Genomic DNA, 21,485 nt, shown 5'->3' with positions numbered 1-21,485 from the left:
TTTACGCTGATAAGTTTCCAACCAATAACCACTCGTTTGTACCTATTTTTTTCAACGTTGCAGCCGAGTACTGGCCGGCAAGTTTTAAGTTTCCGGCAAACGATCTAATTGTTACACCAGCTGCTCCAACAACGGTAACTTGCCCAACTCCAACTTGAGAAAGATCAATTTCAGCTCCAACGGGATAAGCAACAGTAGCATTTGTAGGAACGGTAAGTGTGATAGCAGCTGAGTTGTTTAGCGTTACATGCAATCCCTGGTCTGCAAGTACTAAGGAGTAAGCGGTTCCTGTTTGTGCGTTGATTTTTCTAAAACCAATATCATTAGTTAAAGAATCACTTAAAAGTTTTTTTACAGCTCCATAATCAGGAATCCATCTATCATTTACTATACCTGCTGCTGCATAATTACCTGCATACTGTAAACCAAATAAGTTTTGAGTATCTGTTATTATAATCCTATTAAGATTATTAAAATTAAGTGATTGTGATTTCCCATCTGAATAGACACGATAAATCTCTATGCTACTATTGTTTGTTTTTACACTGTGTTGATTACCAGTTGTATCTAATGTTGATATTTCGTTTCCTGATGCACTTACAACAATTTGTGATGATATACTATCAAAAGCGGACCCAGCGATATAGCTCATATATATACTACTACTACCTGCTTGAAGGTTGGTAGTAATAAAGTTGACTTCATCACCTGTTGAATTGGTACTTGTAAATGAACCTGTTCCTTGGTCGTTATACTGAGTAAGATGGTTAGAAAAGACTTGATTATTATACCAAACTTTAGATCCTGTAAGATTATATTGATCTGTATCAATAGTTACATAATTAGTTATTTCACCTTTATCGCCAACTTTACTAATAGACGCAACCATTCTATTATTAGTCCATAGTGCTGGATTAGATATTTCAGGGGTAGAATAGTCAAGGAGTTCTATACTTAGTCTTATGGTAGTGCTACCATAACTGGTTGCTTCCTTAATTTTAAACGCGGTAAAAATCAATGGATCGTATTCATTATATAAATAAAGAATACTTTTCACATCCGAAGTCCCCTCTCCTGCAAATAACCACCAAGGTGCAATATCAATCCCGTTGATAGCTACCTTATTAACATACATGAAAGTTGCAAGGTTTAAATCGGGATTATCAACCCGAATTTGACCTTGTGCAGGTGAGTATTCTGGTGATATGTCAGAATAGACATAGGTGCCACCACCAGTAACAGGTGCCCGAAATGTTCGGAACCATTCTAATTCAGTTCCAATAAACCCAGCAGCAACGGCAAGTTGGTAAGCGGACTTTCCATCAGCACCCACAAGAGACAATATCCATTCGCTTAATGTTCCGGCATAGCCATCTGCAACGGCAAGCTCGTATGCTGATTCTCCATCTTCACCATCTTGGCCAGCCAACGATTGCAGCCACTCAACAAGGGTACCAGCAAATCCATCTTCCACTGCCAAATCAAATGCTGACTTCCCATCATCACCAGGATCGCCCGGAGCGCCCGGAGCACCAGGAGCACCTTTCAAGTCTGCAATAGCAATCAGATCAATCCATTCAGGATCGCCAACATATCGCCACTGAATGTGTGTTTCCCCTTCATGGAGTTCTACTTGCTTTCCATTAAGTCCTCCTGATTCGAGTGCATTTTTAAGTGCTCTTTTTGCTTTATTAAGGGCACACATCGCGTTCGAAATAGCATTAATTAAATCTGCCGACATTTTTGAAACTGGTTTATATGTTGATTTTGGACTTTGATTTTAAATGATGTTGGCGTATTCCTTTTTTGCATCAAAGCAAGGGCAATACTTTATCCATTCGAAGTATTCAATGATACCATTCTTGTTTTTGTCTGGTGAGAAGTCGCGGTGCCCCTGTATGATCGCTTTGGGGAACATCTTCTTCCATTTTTTCAGGTATCGAAGGATTGTTGCCTTTTGCTCAGGCGTTCGATTATCTACTGGCTTTCCTTTTTTATCAACTCCACCGATGTAGGCGATATTGATAATTTGACTATTGAAGCCAGCCACACCATTCGAAATTTGATCAATTGGCACCAATTCGTGCGCGGTTCCATCAGCTTCTACAATCACGTGATAACCTTTCTTTGACCAACCAAGGCTTTTTTTCCAATATTGCTCTATTGCAGGTACTTTCTGGTTTTGTGGCCCAGCTGAACAGTGTACCACCAAATAATTAACATTTCTCATTTGAATAGCCCTTTCCGTTTGGGATTAATCACCTGGACATTCACTTTTCGAGTAGTATCTGAGGTGAGCGCCTTTGCTATCTCCTTTCCAAGTGTCCGAATATCCTGACCATTTAGATTGACCAAAACTTCATTATCTCCTACGACTTTGACGTAAATCGTGTCCTTGTTTTGTTCACTAGAATCCACCACCACGGCAAGCGAATCCTTCAACTCGATTGTCTCATGTTGAAGAATATTAACCTCGTTTTTTAGGTTGTTGATTACAGAAACATTTGCTTGCTGATTCTGAATAAAAACCTGTTTTGTTCTATCATATCTGGATTTTCCAGATATTAATAAGGTAGCAGCACAGACCGTGACCACAATCCAGAATTTGCTTTTGAATTCCATATCAGTTCTCATTTCTGTGTGAATGATTTGACCTGCCAATCAGATCAATTTCTCTTGTGTGACAATCCCTTAAAAGGGTGTCATACTTATCTTGCAGTGCAATGTTTTTGGCTTTTTCTTTCTGATTTTCATTGAACAGGTACCATAACACGAATGATACAATTGCACCAGTTGTAATTTGTTCTCCGATAAATGGTAATGCTACGGGTTCAACTTGTGCCAAAATTTGTGCAATCATCACGCTCACTATCATATACTTACTATTTTTTTGTTACTAACCCGTGAACCACTTTTATTAGGATTGCTGCCCCTACTCCGGTACCGAACCAAGTCAGCTTGTTACCATCCCCTTTTTTACGCTGAGTAATAGTGTGCAGCACAATTTTTGGAGGCACCACTTTGGCTTCCATTTTCGCCTTATTTATCCCTTGCATGAAAAGAATGAACTGGTATTGCCGATCCGAAATAGCCACCCCTGAATCGTAAGGGAATGGCTCATTTCGGTAGTGGTATGTCACCTCACCTGTTTCCTGAGCAAATGCCTGAAAAGACAGAAATAGCAGAATTGCGATAAGTGCTTTCATTTGCGTTTTCTTTTTAGTGCATCAATGGATGGGAACTGATAAACCAGTCCCGGGTTTAGTTTTAACGCAAGGGTTTTGAGTGAATCCAGCGTCTCATTTACGTCCACCAGCTGGGTGAGGTAAACCATTTTCTCTTCCTGGCATATCATCTGAGCCCTCCCTCTGGCCGTGGTGTCCATTACGAAAACTTTGACCTGTTCTGTCAGGACTTTGTTTTTATTTTCCAGGTTATCGTTTCGCCAGAGCAACGCGCCAAATGCCAATACGATAAATACAGAAATAAGGATTACCGGATTGTTTTTTAAGAAACTGAATAGCTTTATCATAATGATACGATGTCGGTGAATGAATTACAGCTTGTACTATTTTTATCACGGATCCATACTCGGTACTCCGATCCTGTCACCAGCCCGTCGAACGCAATGCCTATCCCAGCTCCGGGTTCAGGTGCGTAGTCTTGAATCCAGTTGACAGTGTTGTAGTCAGATGCACTTTTCAGTTGGATACCGAATTCATATTGGCCAGTAAGTCCTCCTGTCCATTGATTCACATAAATTCTACCTCCTGAACCAGTGGTAGCATCAAGAATATTAATGGTGCATAATTTTTCCGATCCGGTGTATTCGGTAGCCGGTTCAGTAAATGGATTACATGAAGTTTTGAAAGCCCAAACGGTTCCTCCAGATCCTCCACAATCGCCATTCATACGGAAGGAAATTTTATCACCGTCAGCGAGCCTGATCAAACCATAAGTTTTAGCTGGCTGATAAGAGCAATTACCCGGAACAACACAACTATTCGGCAGCGGGCCAGCACAGAATGTATCATGCCATACGACATTGTTGACAAGAGCCTGAAATCTGTCAGGGAACTGTTCTGTGTCCCATTCCCAATAAATGTCCTCAGTTGCGCCGGTATTGTTAATCCAATAATATTCAGCAGATCCACCAATTTCAGCGGCCTGATATGTGGCTGCACAAATGTTTGGAATTGGTGTGCCTGTTGGCGGCTCAACCGTTTCACATTCTATCGGTGTGATTGTTTGTGTAACCTCGAAAAATCTTTGACAAGTTGGCCCATTGTAACCGCGAAGAATCACAAATCTGCTACCATTGCCGAATACTGGTGTATCAAGCGGTACCGTCAAAGTTGGTCCTGTTACCAGGTGATCACTTGTCTGGCAATCGCCACAATTGGCAAAATCCAATTCATTATAGCAGAGCTTAACCCTTGTGATATTTTCGATGTTGAATAACTCAAATCTGGCAGGAATAAGCTCACCTTCTTCTGTACACGTAGGTGCAATGTAATTGGCAGCAAAGCGAGGTGTGGCTAAATTGGTAAGATTGATTTGTTGCTCATCCTGGCAACAACCTTCCATGCCAATAACTTTAACAGTGGCATCTATTGGATAATTACCGTCAACGATGGGAAGATTGATCGTAAAAGTGTTGCTGGTTGTTTCTACCAGAGCAATGTAAGGTGATGTAGGTAAGTTCGGATCTTCAATTTCCTGACCTTCGGAATCCAGGAGATAAACTTTCACCTCATAGGTGTTCTGAGCTACCTCAGTGAGATAGCTCAGATCATCTACGCTTACATCTATACGAATGCTGTTCATCGAGGAATTAAGAATTTCAGGATTCCTGGTAATCTTGGCCCCCAGTATGTTGGATTGTGGCCAGCGCCGTTGTCGATCACAGTCTTCCAATTCGTGGAATTGTAACCTTTGCCCTGCATAATGGAATCTACCTGACCTTGCGGTACTAAATAGTTGGCATCGAGTGATTCTGTTCCTGAGTCGAAGTACACTTTCTTACTTCCGCTTGGTGCGGGGAAGTAATTCTGGATATAACTCACAACATCATCAGTCAAAAGGTTGGCTTCTGCGTCAAGCAAAGTCCCTTGGTAGTGGGTAGAAACACAGGCAGCTCTACCGAACACATCTGACCTTTCACCGAATGCGTAGGCAGCAAATAGCCCGCCCATACTTGCTCCAAGGATAACTGTGTTGGCGTGATCTGTTAGTGTTGAATAAGTTGAATCAATGTAAGGTTTCAACTCATTGATCATCCAAGCCAGCTGCTCATCAGCAAGTGGGCCTCCACCATTGTTGGTGGATATTGTTCCCTGATCTGCTGGAGACATTGAGAAAAATGGCTTGTTTGGCAATAAAGTCCTCATTCTATATTGAGTATCTATTGCAACGACTATACAGTCCTTTATTTCCTGGGAGTTAATCAGGTTTTGTGTCCGCGTATCAAATTCCCAACTTCCGTCCGGATAGCCATTTTTTGCGAACAGGGTGTAAGAGTCGTTCGCGTATACAACAGCGTATTCTTTGGTGTTACTGTAGTTTGCCGGTAGCCAGACCTCACCAATTCTGCCACCTAAATTAAAATTTTCAAATCTTGCAGGAGTTGATGTTCCTTCAACAAACGGAGTTACGCCACCAAAAAAGTCATCATCGGTGATCTTCACATACTTTGTCCACGGATCAATATTCCATAGGTAACTATCGCCAGTGCGGTAATCAGGAACAACGTCCACAGTTAAAGTATTGGCAGAATTAATAACAGGACGTACATACGGTTTGCCAATATGAGTTTGATGAAGATCTTGAAGGTGATTTCTCATCTTCGCAATCTCAGCCGGGAAGAATGCCATGGCAAAATCAATCGAATGACATCCACGGTTGTAAAGATCCGTCATAGTGCTCTTCATTAGGTTGAGATCCAGTGGACGATCTTGTGATGGTATTCTAGGGTCATCAAAGAATGAAGTATCCAAATCGTTTGCGTCGAGTTCGGCTATGCTGTGGCCATTGGGGAACGTGCCAAGGTTGATTGCATTTACCATTAATTTCTCCTTGTGAGCGTATATTCCCTCACCAGCTGACCCATACATGCCATCTGAATTTGCGGCGATGAAGTTGAAGTTCGGATTGTTGGTTGAAGGCATTTGGCCGCCGTCGAAAGCTGCGTAGTAATACAGAACTTTCAGATTCGATACAGATCTTACCGCATTAGCAAAATTATCAAAGTACTTACGCATACTGTACGTAAGGAATCGCCCGAACTCTAATCCCAACGGGTGATTAAAATCCGGATGTGGCCAAGGTATTCCATTGATTGTTGGTGGATGTCCAGGAGTTGTAAGTCCACGCGCCGCTACCCAGGCATTGAATCGGGTCAAGCTATCAGGAGACAAGTCAGTCATTTGTGAGTTTGCCCCTTGGCCATTATTTGGCGCTGCGTAAACCAACTCTTCAGTGTGACCGCCGGCCAAAATCAAATGTCCAGCACGCGAATACGTAGCTAATTTAGTAGCTAACGCTTTAGCAGTATTTGCTATAATTGCATTGGTTCTGTCACATCCGTAAGACGGTGATATCTCTTGGCTAATTGATGGACCCGTCGCCAATTTATCACCCAACGCACCACGTTGTTTTTCATCTTCATGAATCATAGGATCATCATCCCTTCTCAAAGCCCAAAACTTATAAGAAAGTGAAAGTCCCCTTTCATTACAGAAATCAATATTCTTTTGAATAATGTCGTTTCTGTAATTTCCTTCCGTTGGTTCATACAGGTACCATTGAATACATACAGAGATTCCGGTAATTCCCCAGCCCCAATCGTATTGAAAAGCTTCTATCCTTTCAACCCAACTTTCCATTAAACCAGATGGAGTATTTGGATCCAGACCATTCCCGGTCGTATTCATCAAAAGCTCGAATATTCCATTCTCTGGATTGCCGCCTCCACCAGTTGGAGTTACAAAAACCTTGGATGATACACAGCAATTTGTGTCATTGTCCCGGTATATTTTCGCCTTCGCCGTAAGTGCATTCGCATTGGTTATTCCTAAAATTTCAAATGAAAATTCATTAGAAGTTGTAGTTACCTGATGCGTGCTTACATTAGGAATACTGCTGTGGTTTAAGGGCTGATCTTGTAGGTCAAAAAACTTAACTACAAATTGATACTTGTTGGTATCAATCTGCACGAGTTCTGACAATGAATCAACCTTTACTGATATTTGAAGTTTGCCCATTACAATAATTTTATTTCAGTGATTGTACCTGTTTCCTTGCATGCTTGTTTTGGCCCTGGGAATGCTTGTGAGTCAAATCCAGTACAGCTGGTAGCCTTGAACTCCAAAGTGTATTCTTCGTCGTGAAGATCTTCAAGTAGATTCAGCGTAACGACATTGCTTGTATGCCGTACTTTTTCTTCATGGATAAGCCTTCCGTTTTTGTTTTTAATTTTCAACTCAGAGACAAAAACATTTTTGCCGTGAAATGTCACAACAACCTGACGTGAACCAAATACTGATATTTCCCGAATCTCTGGACCTTCGTCGCATTTCGGCGGCAATGGAGTTTCTGGATCTACTGGATCAACTGGCTTAGGATCCACTGGTACTTCAGTTTCTTCTCCAATTTCTGACCTCACGATTGCCCGGATCCAGTTTTTTACCGCGGCCATCAGCTCGCGTATGAGTTTCATGATTACGTCTTCCTCTTCCATGATTATCTGGTTACATGTTTTTTAATGAATTCTATATCACAATGCAGTGCTTTGAAGTATTGCTTAATGATCTTCAGTTCTGCACATATATCGCAACTTGGCAGTATGGTGATCTCCACTGTTGTTTCTCCCACCTTAGTAGTTCCGCAAAATGCTTCATACTTAAATCCTCCAACTCCTGTGAAGTTTAGAGCTGGAGTAAAAGTGTACTGGCCAGTCGTTGGATTGAAATTTGACACTGTTCCATTGAACTCACTTCCTGCCACGAGAGCAAAAGAAACTGGCTCTGTACAGGTGAAAGTGTCGTTATCTTCAATCGTCCCTGAAATTGGCGTGTTGATTGGCGTAGTTTCCCTATCAGGATTAAGAATCGAACCGGCCACTGTAATGCGCACTGTTGCAGTGTCAATTACAATTCCATTGCAAAGTAGGTTGTACCGGAACTGAGCCTGTCCAATAAAACCAACTGCCGGTAAGAAGGTGTACGCTCCGGTTACAGTATTGAAATCTGTAACTGATCCATTTTGTGCGGATCCTGATATAACCTGATACGTAACAGGACCGTCACAGGTAGCAGTATCGTTTGTGCTTACATTTCCATTGACGGGTTCATCCCGATAAGTGGTATTGGTATCATCCACCGCATCGCCTCCAAAGAATGAGAGCTTCACAGTCGCTGTATCCATTGGAACAGCATCTCCCAATGTCAGGCCACATAGAATTCGATATTGATATTGTGCGGGCCCAACGTAATTTGCATTTACTGGTGTGAAGGTCGCAGCACCGGTATTCTGATCGAATGCCGAAACTGTACCGTTTTGCGCTGAACCGGCAACTAACTCATAGAAGGTATTACCAACTGTACATTTTACGTCATTGGTCGAAACATTGTGAACGATCGGTGTTCCTTTTGGTCCAGAAAATGAATCGTCGATAGCATCAGCCGTTCCGGAAGCCAAATTCACAGTGATATTAACAGGAGTTGATTCCTGGCAACCCGGTAGGTTTGATACGCTTGCGTAAGTGAACACAACAGAAGTCCCCGGGCAATTGGCTGGAATGTCAATGCGCAGGTTGCTTATGTCAGCCAAAGCGATTGTCTGTTCGTCAGCAACCGCAGCACCATTCAACTTTAATGTTCCACATGCAGGCAGCGACTTGATTTTGTAGCTGGCAACATTACAGTTGGTTGGCGCTCCACCCGACAAAGGAGGAATCACATTGTTCAGCGTTCCTTTGTTTGCGTTGCTCGTCTTAGGATCAGCTGTCAACTGGCATGGAGATATTGTGGCATTTGCAACCGCTGTGATTTGACCACCGAGCTTAACCTGAATTGCATAATTTCCAGGCGTTGTTGGCAACGTCCATGTGGAATCGATCCCGGCAACAGATGGATCGGGTGTAATTGATCCACCATTAGTTGGAAGGGTGTAATCAACTGTCTTTTCAGCTGTATAGAACGAGGTGCCGTTTTTCTTAACGATGTAAGATCCCGGTGTCGATTCTATCTCAATAATATCACCATTGGCGAATGTGCCAAATGGTTGCTCTTCTGCATCACCGATATAGTCGATAAGGTACAACTCTCCGGTACTAAAAATGGCTTCCAGGTAACCGAACCGAACTGTTGAGTATGCAGTATCATCAATTATTTCTATTTTAATTTCACTCGTGGGCGAGTACAAATTATTAGAGAAGTAAATTGAGTTTTCAACAGGATCTGCCTTCCAATCCCCATTTGTTGAAGTGAGTGTACCTAATGAACCCGTCTGTTTGAAAAATTCATTGACATTAAGAGGGGTTCCGTTAACGCTGAGATTGAACACTTCATCCCCTTCCCTTCCGCCAATAAATACACGAATCCTATCCTTGTAAGTAGCTTTGATTGGTGAAGTGTTGTTACAAGTACTTGCGTTAGATGTGGTCAGAACCAGATCAATAGGCAATGTAATTACAGCAATACTGTCGTCAGCAGAACAGTTAGATTTTAGCCTAACGCTATCGCCGCCCTTTAAGAATACTCCGGCAGGTAAAAACACGTTGAAATATCCAAATCCGAAGAATTGGGGTGCTGCAATTGGATATTCAGTGCCGTCTATTACAAGAGATAGAGAATTTGGGATGTAATCACCTTCACCATCTGTCCAACAACCGTCGCCTACACGTTCATTGGTGATTAGCAAATCACCTTCGATACTTTGTCGTGTTATGTATGTTGCCATTATCCTCTTATGATTATTCTGATTGTTTTCAATAGATTACTAATGAGTAAATCCCTGGTTTTGCCGGAAGCCTGAAAACCGGAACCTGAATACTCGTATACTTTCAAGCTCCTGTTGTACACACTCGCTTCTTTTATCGCTTCCTGACGGTCAGTGTCCGTCAGGATGAGTCTTAATTCTTCCATGGTTAATCGTCAATAAGTGTTACAGATAAAATTTCAAGTGTGCAGCACGCGCCAAAACAAGGATTTGGGATTCTCACATTTTTCGTTTCGTAGCAATCTTCTGATCCATTGTACATTCTCACAAAGAAGTCTCTGAATTCCTGATCTGGTAAGAATCCGATGTTGTCAAGAGCTACGATTGGTCCCGAACCTGTTACAGCTGGTGATCCATCATAATTTGGGGTGCAAGTCCAGCCGGCATCAACACATATCTGGAATTTGTTTGCGTTCGCACGGTTGATTATTCGGAGCTGCCCATCATTGTTGGATTCAGTTCCTGTGCAAGTTCCAGCACTGAATTCAAGATCAAACGTTGGCTTCACGCAGGCAGTAGAACACGTTTTTCCAGGAACGATCTGCGCGTCTGTCGTGTAACATTCGCTGGAATTGAATAGCCTGAAAGAATACGTTTTGTTTTCAGCATGACCAGGCAAATTCAGGATGCTAATTGTAGATCCAACCACATCTGTTGCTCCTGCATAATCAGGACCAGTGTAAGTACTTCCTTCTGAGTAACCCCATTTATAAGCACCTACAACTCCATCAATGGTGATTCTCGCATCATTATTTACAGTGTTTCCTGCGCATGTTGCCTCAGTTGCAAACTTGTTGGTGAAGGTTGGGGAGCTTTCGCATTCACCATTGCAAATAGAAGGTGCAACATTCACCGTAACATCCTGTACACAATTATCACTACCGTTGAATTGACGAATAGTTACCGGCAATGTGGTTGATTGACCAGGAAGGTTTATTATCAAAATTTCCGAACCTGCCAGTTGAACTGCATCTGCATAACTTGGCCCGGAATACACTGTTCCTATTGAATGACCATATCTTGTTGTCTTTCCTACACCTGTCAATTTTACGCTGGCATTATTCTGAATTTCAGAACCTTCGCAGGTAGCTGGATTTGAAACCATTCCAGAATATAGTGGAAGCTCACATTCTGTACTTACGAAACACGGATTGTGGAACCTGAATGACATGTCAGAGAAGCACTCAGCTTTCAGATTGTACATTCTTACAGAGTAATCCTTATACTGTTGACCGATCGTGAATGAAATACTACCGAACAATTCTATTGGCCCGGTTCCCGTAATCGGAGTAGCGGCATTATAGTTTGGGGTGCAAGAGAATGTAGAATCCTGGCACACCTGAAAACGTGTTCCGTTATTGTACAGGGAAAGCATAAGTTTCCCATTTGGATTGGTTGCTCCTTCAGTCCCTGAGCAAGTAGGATCGATCTTTGAAAGTGCGAAAGTTGGTGTAGTACATTCACCACCACTACCACCACAAGAAATACTTGAGTCACGCCAATCGAAATTGCCACAACCATCTTGTCTCTTTGTGAATATTTTGTTGCTACGGCATTCAGTTTCTTGTGGAACTACATCCACCCAATTTGGAGTACATCCACCAGAGCACGGAGTCGTTGTGGTTCTCCACCCGAATATTCCACAAGAATTGTGAGTACGAATTCGCTCAAAACCGTTGTAACACTCTTTTAATTGTGGTTCTATATCCTCCCATTTCTCTGTGCATCCGCCAACATTGCACGGCATTCCTGAATCTCTCCAATCAGTATTACCACAACCATCCTTTCTTTTTATAAAAGTTCGGTTTGAACGACACTCTGTAACTTGTGGAGATTCATCAACCCAGTTTGGAGTGCAGGCAACATTCACTGTTACCAATACATTCTGAATGCAGGACATATTACCAGCCTCGCGTGCAAAAAGACGATGCTGACCGTTTGGTAGGATGAACGTTGGATTTAATTGCCATAGAATAGCATCCTTACTAAATTCGATTATACCTTCACCATTTATTGGATTGAGTGTAACAGTATTGCCAGATATAATCGGATTGGCAAGTTGTAGACGACATTTGGGTTTAGCTCCAAGAATATCTCGAAGAGTATCAACCAACTCTTCGCATACATTACGTTTTGGCGCACAACGCACGATTACTGTCTCCTTTTCAATGCAATCAAAGCATGGAGGAGGTGGACAGCAGCATTTTTGTTGGTGGCATTTATTGCATCCCATTATATTCCGAATTTATCGTGTAGGTAACATTCCTTCTGTTTTAGCTGGCTTGTATTCCAGTATGGTAGGAATGTATGAATGAACATTATCTCAAAAAGCGCATCCTCAGTGCCCTTCGATGATTTTCCTTGTTTCGCCAAAGCAACAGCTTCGCAATCCATCTTACATGCAGATTTCTCAATTCGTGTCCGGAGGTTTGTGGCTGATATTACTCTCATGGTTTTATGCTATCCAGAAAGTTGTCAATCTGCCTGATACTGGAAGCAATACAGTCACATCCACAGTGAGGTGAGTGTGTCTGTAGTAGACTCAGCTTTGTCCAGGCCAGCGAAAATTCACGCATAGTTTGGAGGCGCTTCTCTTCGCTTTTAAAGAAGTCATAAGCACCACATTCATTTGGCAAAGTTAGTTTATGAGCGATCTCAATGAACTTTCTTTCCTGGGCACATACCGAAACGATTTGTTTTACTTTCAATCCGATTGACTTATCCCGACTGGTGAGTGGATCCCATACGAATATCTCCTGCCGAACGATTATGCATCCAGAAGGGAAACCCGTAAGGAATCCATGACAATCTGCTTCGAGCTTGGGGCTATCATCGCAGTCCTCGCATCCACAAGGAACGGGGCCACAATCGTTGCAGTCGGAATTTGAAGCGGTATTGATAGGGATATCACCAGCGTGGATGATCCAGTCTGGTTTAGTCTGATTGTAGGAAGAAATCAATTCGTATGCCTGACCTTTTCCAAAATCAAGCGTCACAATTGTCTTTGTGACCTCTTCTGCGTTTGGATTCAAACCACCATAACCACCTAAATTCTCATTCGAGTATTTGGGCGTTGTATCCTTAAAAACAAAGGAATTACATTCGTTTTGAGTGATTTGAAAATCCGGGAAAATCATTGATTGTCTTTTTTTTATGAAAGTACCTAGTTACCACAATGAGCTTATTGTGTCATATTAATTTTTTCAGGCAACTCTCCTACCCATTTTCAAGTATGTAGATGTTTCTGAATGATATTCAGTTTCGTTGTAATTTTGCCCCAGCATTATGTATGTACCCTGATTGATCTTATTCTCATTAAGAATGGTCACAATGCTATCTTTCGTGAGGTGTAACAGGAGAAGAACTAAGTGAAAAGCAGAACCAATATCTGTGTTTGTAGCACCTCCCCAAATTAATAAGGATTCGAGTATTGGAACACAAGTGCAATTCTGGTATCTGCCATCATTGAAGTACTGATTACCAAGGTAGGTCAACTCATTCTTGATTTTTGGTGTCACCTTGATGCCCGGATCCTCGTCAATGAAATACAATCGTTGGAGATCCTTCTTTTCCGTCCTCAAGAAGATGATAAAGCCGTCAGCATTGTACTCATACAGTGTTTGCTTGATATTCCAGAAGAGCATCCCTTTGTAAAATTCTTCATAAGCCACAGTCATATCAGCATCATTCCCAAGATATAAACCGACTGGCATATCAGAACGAATTGGATACATAGTTGGCTGCCGGTATATTACCATGGCATTTCTGGAAGCATCCTTATCTACTTTCTTGTTTGGGTTTCTGGATTTATACCTATCATCAATTGCAGCGATATGAAGGTTTTCGTACAGTTGGTTTGGTAAACCTTCCATATTGATCAACCAGTCACCGTCTCCTGTTTCAGTAAATTTTACCACACCAGTGGATCTGCCATTAACATCCTTTTCATAGTACAAAATACCGCGGCGCCATAAGGTGTCGAGGTAGTTTGTTTTAACCTTACTGATCTGATTATTAATGGTTGCCGAGTTGTAAGCTAATTGAAGGTTCGGGATAAATGCCTCTTCGGGAGTCAATGGGTATTCCATCAACAGCTGCTGGTATGTTACCGGATCATCCAGTTTTTCGTCACGTTTTGCCTGGATAGTTTCCAAAGCCTTTTCGACCAACGATCTTCCTGTATGATAATCAATATGATCTCGTAAAACCTTCGTTGAAGGGGTAAAGTGGCATGTAGCTTTGAATATCTTGGGACTCTCAAAAATATCCTTGTAGGCGGTGGTTTTATTAATAATTAAGTTGGATGTACCACCAATCAGTGTCATCCCCCATCTTGACTTTCCAGAAGCAATACAGGGTTCATTTTCATTTATGTAGTTTTTAAGAGAATCACCTTTCCATAGACCGGCTTCAACTGCAATCATAAGGTGCATCCTATCACCTTTGTACACCCCAGCACTCTCTGTACCAATAACATGGAACATGCATCTGTTGTGTAATCTTTTGATTTTATTGCCTTTGATCTTCTCCCCAACACTAAATAAGTCAGAGCTGTTATTGACAATCGTCAGCTGTTTGCCTTTCCATCTTCTGAACATCGGGTGCAGAGCTTCCCAACTGGTTTGGAACGCAACAGACTCTCTGCCTACCTGATCTGGATTTGGGTACGCATTCCCGATCGGGTTTTCTGGCTCAAAAACAAAGGTGTATAATCCTACTCCCAATAAACTAAGAGTGGTCCAGGCAATACCCCGAGGTTTTGCTTCAACGTGGTTTCTGGCTTGCGATAGTTTTCCGTTGGGTAGTCTTCTGGCCTTGTTGCCCCAAATGATGTTGAATATTTCTTCATCATTATCTCGATACAACGGAGGTACATTGTCCCAGACTTCGGTTTCTGGATCCTGCAATTTCACTTTTACGAAATTGAGGTAGAAATATAAGTAGCCATTTAAATAGTGACCATCTGGCGCAATCCAGCCATATAAGCATCGATTTATTTGCTCCTGCCACCATTTGAACGCGTCATTGTTTCTGTCAAGAGGAGGACAATCCGGCACCGTTTCACGCAAAACCGGACGGTACAATATCTGAACCGAAATTGTTGAGTAATCAATAACTTCCGGAATTTGATCAATGACGATATCCTCTACTAAATCTTCCACTGTTATGCCACTATTTTAGCCAAAAAGTAAATCTTCTCAGAAGTGCCATTTTCAAATTCAACAAGAACTCCTTTTTGAACATTCTGACTATTTTGACCAGATGCAATTACACCTTCGGCCAGCTGACCAGGTGTGTATTTTACAAGTACGCTATCTCCAATGTCTCGTGGTGTTGAACATCCGCAATCCGCAGTCATGCTGGTGATCTTCGGGCATTCGGGTGTCTTTATGAAATACACATCAACTGTAACACCTGATTTTCTCGTTCCAATATTAAGGGTGGTTGTTCTCGTTGCTGGATTATAGTCTCTGAAATTTTGCATGGTTTTTATGATTTATATATTCTAACGGCTTATTATATACGCCACTAGAAATTCATGTAACTTTTCAATTCATTCCATTTTTTTCGACCTACAAAAGGAGGATAGCATTTCTTCAATCCTCTCATTTGGCAGTCTGTTTCCTTACCTGCGCTGCACCCTTTACTCGAAAAGAAAAGAGATGGTGTATCGCATGTACAGCAAAGGCAACTTCCGTTGAAGTAGCAAATCTTCGCATCGTGATCTCTTCGTCTTTCGAATTGCTCAATGATGTGTTTTCGTAAAATCCATTTGAATCTATTGGATCTGTATGCCATCAATCGGAAATTTCCCTGCAAGTAGTACCAGGCATCCAAAGGCGATTTTCGTAAATGGGATATTGTTTCTTTAAGTGTCATAGTTTGTTTATTCGATGGCTATAAGGGATGAAAGCCCCTGAACAAGTCCAGGAGCTTTCGAGGCCATAACCATGCAAGGAAAAGGCTTTATCTTAGCATCCTACACAACCTCCTGCACCTTCCACCTCAGGACATCCATCTGGTTGATTGCAAGGAAGGTCATCTGCGCCACAAGCACCTGTATTTACTACGTCAGCAACAGCTGGTTCAACCACTTCCGGAGCTACTGGAAGTATTGCTGATTTGCTTGTCAGTGTGTAGTAAGATTTGCCATCAGCATGGATTACTCGGCTGATAGAAATTATTTGTTCAGTGTAATCGGCGCGCACTGCTTCAAGAGCTGCCTCATCCCCTGCATCCGTACGGATGATACAGTATTTGTAAATTGGGAAATCATCGCAATCTGTTGATACCAGTACTTTGTTGTACTCAGTAGTACCCGTAAGAATATTTTTCAAACGTGTGAATGCAGTGTTACTTGCTGCAATCGCCGGATCAAACAGGATGATCGCATGAGTCAGAACCAATTTAAACGGATAAATTTCGCTTGTTGGATTACTGGTTACAGAACCAACACCTTCATCGAAAGGACGTTTATCCCAAAACCACATCTCTAATCCTGCCAGGCATTTGTTAGGATCACAAGCACCAAGAATTTCTTTAGGGAACCAGTCCTTTGTCGATTTTGCAGTGAAACTTTGCTGATAGTTCGGAACAATTACGTCCGGTGGAGTCAATCCTTCAAAACCAACAATTCTAAAGTCTTTGCCGGCAATTTTGGATTCCAATTCAAGAAACCAATCAGTACCAACATTTACGACTGTTGCAACGGCTGGTGAATTTTTATTCTTATTGATCAGCGCGGCAAGTTTGCGTAGTTTCTGGCAGCAAGTTTCAACACAACCACACTGGAAGTAAACTTCGAACGGCTCAACCCAACGGTCTTCTTCGTTCATAGGAAACTCACAGCTTGATTCGTTGTAAAGTTCGATATAAACCCTTTCGCCATTTTCTCCACAGTTTGGTTCGCAACATTTGAAGCGCACCTTCTTTTTCAGTGAAGGATTGCAGCAACGAATTTTTGTTCCAGCTCCACCTTTTAAAATGCTATCAATGTCAAGTGACCAGACTCCTAGTGTACTTGGGCCATTGTATCCAATTCCTTTTCCTGAATCAAACGATTGTCCCCCCTCGAAGGAAAGAACTCCGGCTCTTAAAACAGGAACTAAAGGTGAGCTACCATCATAGTATACTGCAATATTGGGAGCATAACCGCAGTCACCAATTTCTCTTCGTGGGCCTCCGTAAGATGAATCTCTCATTTTTATTATTATTAATAATTGTTAAATCGCACTTGTTTGAATCTCCTGCGCCATCCCTTGGAATCTACCGTAGTTCTCAATACTCAATTCGTATTTTTTGACGGCAATGTCAATAATTTCATATTGTTGAGTTTCCTCTTCCTCTGTGAATCCATTTCTGTCAGTCAACAAGCCAAATGGCTCAGGAGCTTTTAAGTAATGAACCGTTAAGTTCTGAGGCACCGTGGTACTATGTACTTCCAGATAAGCACCGCTTCCATCATTACCTTCAACATACATCGGTTCAGTGTCGTCTGGTTGATTCCATGGATCCTGACCTATTGCATTCATATTGTCAATGGTTCGTGGCACAATAGGGAGAGTGTATGTCGTTTGCTTACCATTACAAGCAAAAGTGTAGTCACCATGGACTGCCGTTTTGTACAGAAGTCTGTCTGGTGCTACATCCTTAAATCTCACTATTTTAGTCGATCCGAAATCTTTCTCCCGGATGAAAGGCCACAAGTCTGACCTTACTGATTCTGTTACTTCGAAGTCCTTGAACTTTAACTTCATCCATTCCAATCTTGCTTCTTCATACCTTCTTTTGAAATCAGGTGGTGTTTCGTGCGGACTGTTGGACTTATCCCATTTTACCTGGGCATATTTGTACAGTTCAAGATTGGTTAGTTTAGCCATTCATTATAGATTAGCTCTTTCTTTGAAATCTTCGTATTGCTTTGGATTTTTTACAAAATGTTCCGCAAGCTCAGTTTTCGTGAACTGTGGCGTAGGTATTCCAGGGAAGTTGTACCTAGTTGTAGCACCCTGTCCGGTACGTTCAAAGAAACCTTCATCAACCAGCTTTGGAATGTTAGTCTTTATCTCAGCAAGTAAAACATCCGGATCAATCGAACCATCAAATTTTTGCGCTGCTACCGATCCGGTCTGAGTTTTAAATTCAGCCAAATTTGAAGTTTCAATTGAAGGAACATACTTCATTGGTTGTGGATCCTTGTCATAAACAAGTCTCTCAAGAGTTGTTCTTTCCGCATGATCACCTTCCAAATAGAAAGCTGCCTTATCGATATTCTCAGCATAAATCTTCCCGTCTTTACGTTTTACCGTACCGTCCAAGTCAATCGACATCAAACCTCTTTCAACGCAGGAATCAATCAATGAAAGCACTTCGAAAGAACGATCTTCATACACATAATCACCTTTGGTTTTGAACTTCAAAGGATCAGTTTTAGCCAGAATAGTGAGCGTGTTGAAAACATACTTCTCTGTAATGCCATTAACTGGACCGATAATACGTCTGTACAGTTTTGCCAAAAGAGGAATGTTCTTTTCGTTCTTACGAATAAAGGTTTCAACTTCAAACGATATGGCAGACAATTGCAATTCTTCCTCAATTTCAACTTCTGGATCGGAGATAGAAATATCTTTTTTCCAATCAGGATTTTGAGTTAGAAAGAGATTCAGCATCGCAAAATTGTGCTGATCAATTGGGTTTGATTTATCGAAGGTGATCAGGCCATTGATAGACAATGGAGCTACCTGAGCCATTTCGTCCTGGAAGTGCTTCATCTCAAGAGCGCCATCTTTACCAGGATATACAAAAGATCCGAACTCCACAGAATTCTGGGAGCCAGCTTCCATTACCCTTAACGGGAATTCGGATCCTACGGTTACAGTTACTAATCCACTCATAGTTGTATTGTTTGCATGGTTTGTTATTACTATTTACTAGCTGAGTGACAGCTTACATACCCCACGAGGGTCAATGTATGGCGCAGTTTGCCATAGTGCGTGGTATTCGTCACCATCAACCAGAGACTGCACTTGATAACGTGAACTGTTTCTGATCACTTCTTCAAAAGTTGCTTCTGTCATTGACATTGCTTGCGCACCTGAGAATCCGTTTCCGGCACCAGTGATACCACGGCTCACACCAAATACGAAACCTCTGTTTACCTTCTGGTTGCCGAATCCTTGACCTTCTTTTGCAAATAGTTTTGCAATTTTTGATTTTGGACGACCACCAATTTCGCTAGTTGCTGAGAAGAAGAAGATGTCATTCGAACGAGGACTTCCCTTCATACCATCATAAGTGGTAAGGTCATAGTCTCCGTTTGAAAGCAGCATGTTTTTACCGATGTCGTAGATGTAAAGTGAATTACCAAGAGCATCAACATATTTCTCAACTTTGAATCCAACAACGATCGCATCATCTTTATCCGGAGATATTGTGATACGTACAGGAGAATTCGCAAGTCCACCCTGTTTCAGTACATTACGCAACCATTGCGCTCCATTTCCACGACACATAGCAAAATACTTATTGCTTGTACCTGGCATGTAGAACAACGTCTGAAGGATACGGTCAATCTTCTGGATACCGTTCAGGTAATTATCCTTATAAGAGTGCGTCCATTTGAAGGAAGCCTGATCAAGCTGCTGCATGATACCAGCATAACTTGGACGTTCTGGATAAGAAGAGTTGTTGTTACGGCCACCAATTTCAAAGGTGTTTGGGTTGAAGTTGGCAGTAGAATAAAGGATCTGGTTTTCCATAGAAGCCAAAACCTGACGGAACCATTTGCGTGGAAGTCCAGTATTATACTCTTCTTCGCTGCTGCCATCCAAAGCACGTGAAGCCACGGTGATCATTTCATCCGACATATAATCACCAGTAATTGGCAATTTGTAACGGGTAATAGGCAACGGGTTGTAGAATGTGTTGGATTGGTTTGCGTCCCCAGACAGTAAGTTAGAATCCGGAGAAGCCTCACCTTTGGAGTTACCAAAACGGTGGTTAATTGGAGCACCAACTTCAAACAGTCTTCCGCTGAAAATTTCACCTGGAAGTCCACTCATTTGAAGTGTATATTCCGCTTTACCGTCAACCAATACACGTCTGGAAATAACACGAGCAAAACCGCGTTCGTCACGAAGGTGAACGTTTTCATCTGCATCCAATACAGGCCCTTGTAAGGTTACCTGAACGTGAGCATTTGCAGGAATATCGTCCGGCACTTTGCTATTGTCAACTACACGTAAAGGTTCACGTTTCTCGCAGATCTCCTTAATTTTTATGTAGTTGGAAGCAATACCAACAGTTTTCATTTGGAACATAGGATCACTATGCTCACCGATTGCCATGTTTTCACCAAAACCAAAACCAAGCATAGACATGATTGATCCTGGATTTTCGGACATCACGATAGATGTGAATATGTTGCTATCAAGTAACATATCGTTCTTGAAAGGCATATCCAGAACCAATTTACGTGGTCTGCGCTTTACGGTTTGACTTAATAATGGGTTCGCCATGATTATTAATTGTTTTTAAAGAATTTCTGTGCTTCGCTTGTGGAACCGTAGTTCCGGCCTCTGATATCCAGTAGATTGATCCATTCAGCAAGTGCTTTTGGATCGGACATAATGGCCATCATAATCTCTTTTTGAGCTGCCTCTTTTGGGGTTGGAGGAGTTTGCTCATGCCACTCTTTGTTTTTACCAGCGCTGATATAATTGGCTATGTGAGCACCAAGCTCTTCACCCAATTCTACCCCACCCGGTTTGAAGGTTTTTAACTCGGCTGTAAGGTTTGCTTTGAACTCATTTAGCTTTATAAGTTCTTGGCTAGCATGTCTCTGAGCGTCATGGTATGCATTCTGAACTGCATTTTTGTAACCATTCATAATCTCACCGTAGCGAGCTTTACCTTTGGCGTTCAGTTCATCTTCATCGAAGTACTGATCAACTCGGGCCTTTAGATTTTCTTCAAAATTTGGATCATCCTGGTCCAGTCTACTTTTGATGTTTTCAGAAATCAAGAATCTGGAAGGGTATCTTCCTTCAACTACATCCTCCAATATTTTGAAGTTTGGCTGTTGATCGAGGTATTCCCAAATTGACTGTCTTGTGAATAATTCGTTTTCAAATGCATCCCTTGTATTGATATGGGAGAAGCTTGAACCCAGTTCTTCAATAGCACGCTTGGTGTAGTCCGTTTTATCGTCCTCCGTTTTCTCGAATTTTTTTTCAAGTATTTCCTGATATTCCTTCATGTATTCAGGAGTAGCAGGTTTTGCAGGTGATTCAACTTTTGATTTTGTATCAATACCGGTAGGCTCGCCAGCATTCATAATATTTTTGAGCTGAGAAATATCCCTCTCGCTAATATTTGATTTTTCGACTGGTGAATAATCTGTTTCTGTCCCAATCCCAAAAGCGGAATTAAGTGCAGCTAAATCTGGCATACCTTCCATAATTTGATAGTTTTTTGCATGGTTTAAT

The 21,485-nt window shown here is 41.8% G+C and carries 20 protein-coding genes; all 20 read right to left on the bottom strand.

Annotated elements, in window-relative coordinates:
* Position 1: 1 nt before the first annotated feature.
* Positions 2-1,741 carry a hypothetical protein gene (locus tag LZG71_RS02680; RefSeq protein ID WP_233816719.1) on the bottom strand — a complete coding sequence of 580 codons (1,740 nt, stop codon included), beginning with the start codon at positions 1,739-1,741 and terminating at the stop codon, positions 2-4.
* 39 nt (positions 1,742-1,780) lie between these two features.
* Entirely contained in the window at positions 1,781-2,230 is a 450-nt protein-coding gene (locus LZG71_RS02675) for an N-acetylmuramoyl-L-alanine amidase (protein ID WP_233816717.1), read from the bottom strand.
* Positions 2,227-2,634: a hypothetical protein gene (locus LZG71_RS02670; protein WP_233816715.1), complete on the bottom strand. Its 408-nt coding sequence runs from the start codon at positions 2,632-2,634 to the stop codon at positions 2,227-2,229. Before LZG71_RS02670 ends, LZG71_RS02675 begins: the two co-directional genes overlap by 4 nt.
* Positions 2,624-2,875, bottom strand: a complete 252-nt coding sequence (locus LZG71_RS02665) for a hypothetical protein (protein WP_233816713.1) — start codon at positions 2,873-2,875, stop codon at positions 2,624-2,626. Before LZG71_RS02665 ends, LZG71_RS02670 begins: the two co-directional genes overlap by 11 nt.
* Before the next feature lie 7 nt (positions 2,876-2,882).
* Positions 2,883-3,206: a hypothetical protein gene (locus LZG71_RS02660; protein WP_233816711.1), complete on the bottom strand. Its 324-nt coding sequence runs from the start codon at positions 3,204-3,206 to the stop codon at positions 2,883-2,885.
* Positions 3,203-3,532 carry a hypothetical protein gene (locus LZG71_RS02655; protein ID WP_233816709.1) on the bottom strand — a complete coding sequence of 110 codons (330 nt, stop codon included), beginning with the start codon at positions 3,530-3,532 and terminating at the stop codon, positions 3,203-3,205. The genes LZG71_RS02660 and LZG71_RS02655 overlap by 4 nt, the downstream gene beginning before the upstream one ends.
* The gene (locus LZG71_RS02650) at positions 3,529-4,827 is read right to left on the bottom strand and encodes a hypothetical protein (RefSeq protein ID WP_233816707.1); all 1,299 of its coding nucleotides are present in this window, start codon (positions 4,825-4,827) and stop codon (positions 3,529-3,531) included. The genes LZG71_RS02655 and LZG71_RS02650 overlap by 4 nt, the downstream gene beginning before the upstream one ends.
* Complete coding sequence (locus LZG71_RS02645) at positions 4,824-7,262, bottom strand: alpha/beta hydrolase (protein WP_233816705.1); 2,439 nt, start codon at positions 7,260-7,262, stop codon at positions 4,824-4,826. Before LZG71_RS02645 ends, LZG71_RS02650 begins: the two co-directional genes overlap by 4 nt.
* Complete coding sequence (locus tag LZG71_RS02640) at positions 7,262-7,738, bottom strand: hypothetical protein (RefSeq protein WP_233816703.1); 477 nt, start codon at positions 7,736-7,738, stop codon at positions 7,262-7,264. The genes LZG71_RS02645 and LZG71_RS02640 overlap by 1 nt, the downstream gene beginning before the upstream one ends.
* Positions 7,739-7,740: 2 nt before the next feature.
* Entirely contained in the window at positions 7,741-9,960 is a 2,220-nt protein-coding gene (locus tag LZG71_RS02635) for a hypothetical protein (RefSeq protein WP_233816701.1), read from the bottom strand.
* Positions 9,960-10,145: a hypothetical protein gene (locus LZG71_RS02630; RefSeq protein WP_233816699.1), complete on the bottom strand. Its 186-nt coding sequence runs from the start codon at positions 10,143-10,145 to the stop codon at positions 9,960-9,962. Before LZG71_RS02630 ends, LZG71_RS02635 begins: the two co-directional genes overlap by 1 nt.
* Before the next feature lie 2 nt (positions 10,146-10,147).
* Positions 10,148-12,148: a hypothetical protein gene (locus LZG71_RS02625; protein WP_233816697.1), complete on the bottom strand. Its 2,001-nt coding sequence runs from the start codon at positions 12,146-12,148 to the stop codon at positions 10,148-10,150.
* Between the two features lie 298 nt (positions 12,149-12,446).
* Positions 12,447-13,136 carry a hypothetical protein gene (locus tag LZG71_RS02620; protein ID WP_233816695.1) on the bottom strand — a complete coding sequence of 230 codons (690 nt, stop codon included), beginning with the start codon at positions 13,134-13,136 and terminating at the stop codon, positions 12,447-12,449.
* Positions 13,137-13,202: 66 nt separating this feature from the next.
* A complete protein-coding gene (locus tag LZG71_RS02615; protein ID WP_233816693.1) occupies positions 13,203-15,161 on the bottom strand; it encodes a hypothetical protein in 1,959 nt (652 codons plus the stop codon).
* A gap of 2 nt (positions 15,162-15,163) precedes the next feature.
* Positions 15,164-15,484 carry a hypothetical protein gene (locus LZG71_RS02610; RefSeq protein ID WP_233816691.1) on the bottom strand — a complete coding sequence of 107 codons (321 nt, stop codon included), beginning with the start codon at positions 15,482-15,484 and terminating at the stop codon, positions 15,164-15,166.
* 487 nt (positions 15,485-15,971) lie between these two features.
* Positions 15,972-17,201, bottom strand: a complete 1,230-nt coding sequence (locus LZG71_RS02605; RefSeq protein WP_233816689.1) for a hypothetical protein — start codon at positions 17,199-17,201, stop codon at positions 15,972-15,974.
* Positions 17,202-17,222: 21 nt separating this feature from the next.
* Positions 17,223-17,879, bottom strand: coding sequence for a hypothetical protein (locus LZG71_RS02600; RefSeq protein ID WP_233816687.1), 657 nt, complete (start codon positions 17,877-17,879; stop codon positions 17,223-17,225).
* Positions 17,880-17,882: 3 nt separating this feature from the next.
* Positions 17,883-18,893: a hypothetical protein gene (locus LZG71_RS02595; protein ID WP_233816685.1), complete on the bottom strand. Its 1,011-nt coding sequence runs from the start codon at positions 18,891-18,893 to the stop codon at positions 17,883-17,885.
* Between the two features lie 36 nt (positions 18,894-18,929).
* Positions 18,930-20,516 carry a hypothetical protein gene (locus tag LZG71_RS02590; RefSeq protein WP_233816684.1) on the bottom strand — a complete coding sequence of 529 codons (1,587 nt, stop codon included), beginning with the start codon at positions 20,514-20,516 and terminating at the stop codon, positions 18,930-18,932.
* Positions 20,517-20,521: 5 nt separating this feature from the next.
* Positions 20,522-21,448: a hypothetical protein gene (locus LZG71_RS02585; RefSeq protein WP_233816682.1), complete on the bottom strand. Its 927-nt coding sequence runs from the start codon at positions 21,446-21,448 to the stop codon at positions 20,522-20,524.
* Positions 21,449-21,485 lie beyond the last annotated feature (37 nt).

It is taken from the genome of Dyadobacter sp. CY312 (assembly GCF_021390535.1).
Taxonomy (GTDB): Bacteria; Bacteroidota; Bacteroidia; order Cytophagales; family Spirosomataceae; genus Dyadobacter.
The sequence above is the reverse complement of the archived record's forward strand: the minus strand, read 5'-3'. Positions and strand labels throughout refer to the sequence as shown.

Excerpts from the sequence above, each read along its gene's own strand:
- LZG71_RS02585 (WP_233816682.1), bottom strand. The coding sequence starts at position 21,448 with ATGCCAGATTTAGCTGCACTTAATTCCGCTTTTGGGATTGGGACAGAA.
- LZG71_RS02610 (WP_233816691.1), bottom strand. The coding sequence starts at position 15,484 with ATGCAAAATTTCAGAGACTATAATCCAGCAACGAGAACAACCACCCTT.
- LZG71_RS02675 (WP_233816717.1), bottom strand. The coding sequence starts at position 2,230 with ATGAGAAATGTTAATTATTTGGTGGTACACTGTTCAGCTGGGCCACAA.
- LZG71_RS02640 (WP_233816703.1), bottom strand. The coding sequence starts at position 7,738 with ATGGAAGAGGAAGACGTAATCATGAAACTCATACGCGAGCTGATGGCC.
- LZG71_RS02600 (WP_233816687.1), bottom strand. The coding sequence starts at position 17,879 with ATGGCTAAACTAACCAATCTTGAACTGTACAAATATGCCCAGGTAAAA.
- LZG71_RS02620 (WP_233816695.1), bottom strand. The coding sequence starts at position 13,136 with ATGATTTTCCCGGATTTTCAAATCACTCAAAACGAATGTAATTCCTTT.
- LZG71_RS02665 (WP_233816713.1), bottom strand. The coding sequence starts at position 2,875 with ATGATAGTGAGCGTGATGATTGCACAAATTTTGGCACAAGTTGAACCC.
- LZG71_RS02635 (WP_233816701.1), bottom strand. The coding sequence starts at position 9,960 with ATGGCAACATACATAACACGACAAAGTATCGAAGGTGATTTGCTAATC.
- LZG71_RS02630 (WP_233816699.1), bottom strand. The coding sequence starts at position 10,145 with ATGGAAGAATTAAGACTCATCCTGACGGACACTGACCGTCAGGAAGCG.
- LZG71_RS02605 (WP_233816689.1), bottom strand. The coding sequence starts at position 17,201 with ATGAGAGATTCATCTTACGGAGGCCCACGAAGAGAAATTGGTGACTGC.
- LZG71_RS02660 (WP_233816711.1), bottom strand. The coding sequence starts at position 3,206 with ATGAAAGCACTTATCGCAATTCTGCTATTTCTGTCTTTTCAGGCATTT.
- LZG71_RS02670 (WP_233816715.1), bottom strand. The coding sequence starts at position 2,634 with ATGAGAACTGATATGGAATTCAAAAGCAAATTCTGGATTGTGGTCACG.
- LZG71_RS02595 (WP_233816685.1), bottom strand. The coding sequence starts at position 18,893 with ATGAGTGGATTAGTAACTGTAACCGTAGGATCCGAATTCCCGTTAAGG.
- LZG71_RS02680 (WP_233816719.1), bottom strand. The coding sequence starts at position 1,741 with ATGTCGGCAGATTTAATTAATGCTATTTCGAACGCGATGTGTGCCCTT.
- LZG71_RS02650 (WP_233816707.1), bottom strand. The coding sequence starts at position 4,827 with ATGAACAGCATTCGTATAGATGTAAGCGTAGATGATCTGAGCTATCTC.
- LZG71_RS02645 (WP_233816705.1), bottom strand. The coding sequence starts at position 7,262 with ATGGGCAAACTTCAAATATCAGTAAAGGTTGATTCATTGTCAGAACTC.
- LZG71_RS02590 (WP_233816684.1), bottom strand. The coding sequence starts at position 20,516 with ATGGCGAACCCATTATTAAGTCAAACCGTAAAGCGCAGACCACGTAAA.
- LZG71_RS02655 (WP_233816709.1), bottom strand. The coding sequence starts at position 3,532 with ATGATAAAGCTATTCAGTTTCTTAAAAAACAATCCGGTAATCCTTATT.